Annotated in this window: 4 protein-coding genes; all 4 read left to right on the top strand. The window is 35.0% G+C overall.

From position 1 onward, the window contains the following. Positions 1-6 precede the first annotated feature (6 nt). The 4 genes from GHI45_RS11185 to mobV all read left to right on the top strand — a co-directional run bounded on the left by GHI45_RS11185 (position 7) and on the right by mobV (position 2,919). Positions 7-144 (top strand): ribbon-helix-helix protein, CopG family, encoded by a 138-nt coding sequence (locus GHI45_RS11185; protein ID WP_370452803.1) that lies wholly within the window; start codon positions 7-9, stop codon positions 142-144. A 64-nt stretch (positions 145-208) separates the two neighbouring features. After that, complete coding sequence (locus tag GHI45_RS11180) at positions 209-817, top strand: replication protein (protein WP_147780916.1); 609 nt, start codon at positions 209-211, stop codon at positions 815-817. Next, complete coding sequence (locus tag GHI45_RS11175) at positions 814-1,272, top strand: hypothetical protein (RefSeq protein WP_147780915.1); 459 nt, start codon at positions 814-816, stop codon at positions 1,270-1,272. Before GHI45_RS11180 ends, GHI45_RS11175 begins: the two co-directional genes overlap by 4 nt. Positions 1,273-1,611: 339 nt before the next feature. Continuing rightward, complete coding sequence (mobV, locus tag GHI45_RS11170; RefSeq protein WP_147780914.1) at positions 1,612-2,919, top strand: MobV family relaxase; 1,308 nt, start codon at positions 1,612-1,614, stop codon at positions 2,917-2,919. Positions 2,920-3,001: the final 82 nt, after the last annotated feature.

The following is a 3,001-nucleotide window of genomic DNA, read 5'->3' as shown; positions in this document are numbered from 1 at the left end:
CAAAAAATGGAGAAAATTATGGCAGGAAAAAAGATACAAATTACACTTTCTGATGATGTACTAGAAAAATTAGAAAAATTGGCAAAAGAAAAAGGTGTCTCTAAGTCAGCGATGATTTCTATTTTGATTACTGATACTAAATAATTGTAAAGAAAAAAGCGAGGTCTTTGGTCGGACTCGCTCTTGAACGTTAGGTAAATTATAACATATGGCAAACGAAAAAGAGAAAATTGAACGTTACAGAAATTGGAGTTGGATTGTTTATCCTGAGTCTGCTCCTCAAAATTGGCGAACTCTGCTAGATGAAACTGGCGAGAAATGGATTGAAAGTCCATTGCATGACAAAGATATAAACGAAACAACAAAAGAAATTAAAAAGGCACATTGGCATATTATAATTTCATTTGGAAATAAAAAAAGTTATAATCAAATGCTTCAAATTTCCGAAATGCTGAATTCTCCTAAGCCTGAAAAAGTCGCAAGTCTACAAGGGGCTGTGCAATATTTGTGGCATAGGAACAATCCTGAAAAATATCAATACAGTAAAAGTGAAGTTGTTGCTCATAATGGTTTTAAATATCGTCAATATCTATCAGATGTTGGTGTTGATACTGATTCGATATTGCAAGAAGTTGTTTCTTGGATTCAAGAAACTGGCTGTTCTGAATATGCGAACTTAGTTGATTATGCTGTATCAGAAAAATTTGAAGATTGGTTCCCAACAGTTAGAAGTCAAACAATATTTTTAACTGCTTACTTACGTTCAAATCGTCATAAGCCTAGAATGATAGATACTGAAACTGGAGAGATAAAATGACAGATAGAACAAGAAAAGAGTTCGCTGATTACCTCAAAATGGATGTGAAAAAACTAGCGGACAAGATACGATATCAAGAACAAAAACATGGTATTAATTTCGGTATTATTTCCGAAGATACTAAAATATACACTGAACAAGAACAGTACGATATTTGCAAGCTCTTAGAAATTCCAGTGTTTCACGTATCAGTTCAAAATAATACTGAAAATTTTTTAAGTGAATTAAATCGTGAAAAGATTGAAAATAGTTTCAACCAGTTAAGTGAGTTAATTTCGCAAGTTAATAGTACTGATTTTGTTAAATTGGATAGAAATTTTCAGACTAATGTACTAAGAATATTAGGTGAAGATTTTGAAGATTGGTATCAAGAAAATAAAAGGCTTAGTTACGGACTCCCAGCTAAATCAGCACGTATTGAAGAAGTAGCAATATATTTAGCTGAACGAGAATAGGCGGTCAAGCGTGCTACGCTTGCTCTTGCCGAGTAGGCAGTCTTGCTGACAAGCATGGCAAAGCCTCTGCATGAAATGCTCTCAATGAAATTGCCGGCGGAGCTTTTTCGAAGAAAAACAAGAACAAGAAAAGACAGGTGATCTGTCTTTTTTTGCTTGCTCAGGGTTTGGGACGGAAGTCCCATTTAGGCAAATTCATTTGCCTAAGCTCTCCGCAGGAGTCCTCAGACAGAGCTTACCTTTACGAAGTAAAGTCTAGTAAGTTATACTTTACATGGAAGTTGCTCCGATTTAATGCTATAATCATGCTAAGATTTAAAAAAATTAGGAGGTGTTTTTATGGCTTACATGGTTGCTCGAACTGAAAAAAGAAAATCAGGAAGTTTGGGAGGTTATCAAATTCATGTTGATAGAAAAACAGATAAACATGAAAATCAAGATATTGATAATTCAAAAACTTATCTGAATTATGATTTAGTTGGGCATAGTGACACAGTGTCATTTAAGAAAGAATTCCTAGATTATATCGACGAAAATAAAGCAAGTACACGTGCGGTAAGAAAAGATGCTGTAGTGATGCAAGACTGGTTGATTGGTTCAAGTCAAGAATTTTTTAATAATCTTTCCGAAGAAAGAACAAGAGAATATTTTCAGACTGCCGTTGATTTTTTCTCTGAAAAATTTGGACGTGAAAACATTAGATTTGCGACAGTCCACATGGACGAAAAGACACCGCACATGCACATGGGGATTGTGCCAATGAAAGACGGACGTCTAACATCAAAGACAATCTTTGACCGTAATTGTTTGCGTATGATCCAAGATGAATTGCCAAAAGTTTTTCAAAATAAAGGTTTTGATATTGAAAGAGGAATAGAAAAGTCAGAAAAGAAACATTTGCACCCTGAGAACTACAAGAATGAGGTTAAAAAGGCTCAGGAGGACGGAGAAGAAAAAGCAAAGGAAATTATCGAGGAAAGTCTTAAAGGGGCTGAGAACGTAAAGCAAGAGCTTACAGAGGTACTTTATAAGGATTGGGAAGATGATTGGGACGAAACAGCAATGGAACTCAAAGGTTTTGAATTTGATGACCAATATTTGTACGAAGGTTTAGAATGTACCGAAAGAGTTAGAGCGATAGACGAATATGCTCGTGTGGATAGAGATTTCCCACGTAAATTTGCAATAGCTTTTCAAGATGTTATGAAACTGATAAAGGCAAAAGCTTATCAAATACAAGAATATATAGCGTCTAAATGGCTTGAATTACGTTCTAAGGAGTCAAATCTAGAAAAAAAAGAAATACAGCTGACACTGAGAGAGCAGTGGTTAGAGTCTAAAATAGATACGCTATCTGAGAAAGAACGGAAATTTGATTATAAATATGGGATACAGCAACATGAAATTAAAAAGAGCAATGAACATCTTGCGGATGTGGCTATATCCCTTGGTATACATGACTCTTGGAGAGATACAATGATTAAAAATGGTGGTCAAATAGGAGAATTTTCAGATGGACGTAAGATTGACAAGCCTTTTTCTGAACTAATTCCAAAACTTATTGATGAAGCAAGTAAAAAAGAACTAGAGAGCTTAATAGCTAAAGAAAAAAGAAGGTCTTACGGAGGAGGAGGCATGTCATTGTAAAGCAGCTCCCAAAGTATCGGCAAGCGTGAGCTTGCTTTTTTTTAATTGCTAGCGTATCAAAGAATAATTTTGAAGTGTACAA

The sequence above is a fragment of the Lactococcus sp. dk101 genome, from assembly GCF_009601055.1.
In the GTDB taxonomy this organism is placed as follows: Bacteria; Bacillota; Bacilli; order Lactobacillales; family Streptococcaceae; genus Lactococcus.
Note: the sequence above shows the minus strand (reverse complement) of the source record. Positions and strands in the feature narration are given on the sequence as shown.

Bases quoted from the DNA above. Each gene is read 5' to 3' on its own strand.
- GHI45_RS11185 (WP_370452803.1), top strand. From the start codon at position 7: ATGGAGAAAATTATGGCAGGAAAAAAGATACAAATTACACTTTCTGAT.
- GHI45_RS11180 (WP_147780916.1), top strand. From the start codon at position 209: ATGGCAAACGAAAAAGAGAAAATTGAACGTTACAGAAATTGGAGTTGG.
- GHI45_RS11175 (WP_147780915.1), top strand. From the start codon at position 814: ATGACAGATAGAACAAGAAAAGAGTTCGCTGATTACCTCAAAATGGAT.
- mobV (WP_147780914.1), top strand. From the start codon at position 1,612: ATGGCTTACATGGTTGCTCGAACTGAAAAAAGAAAATCAGGAAGTTTG.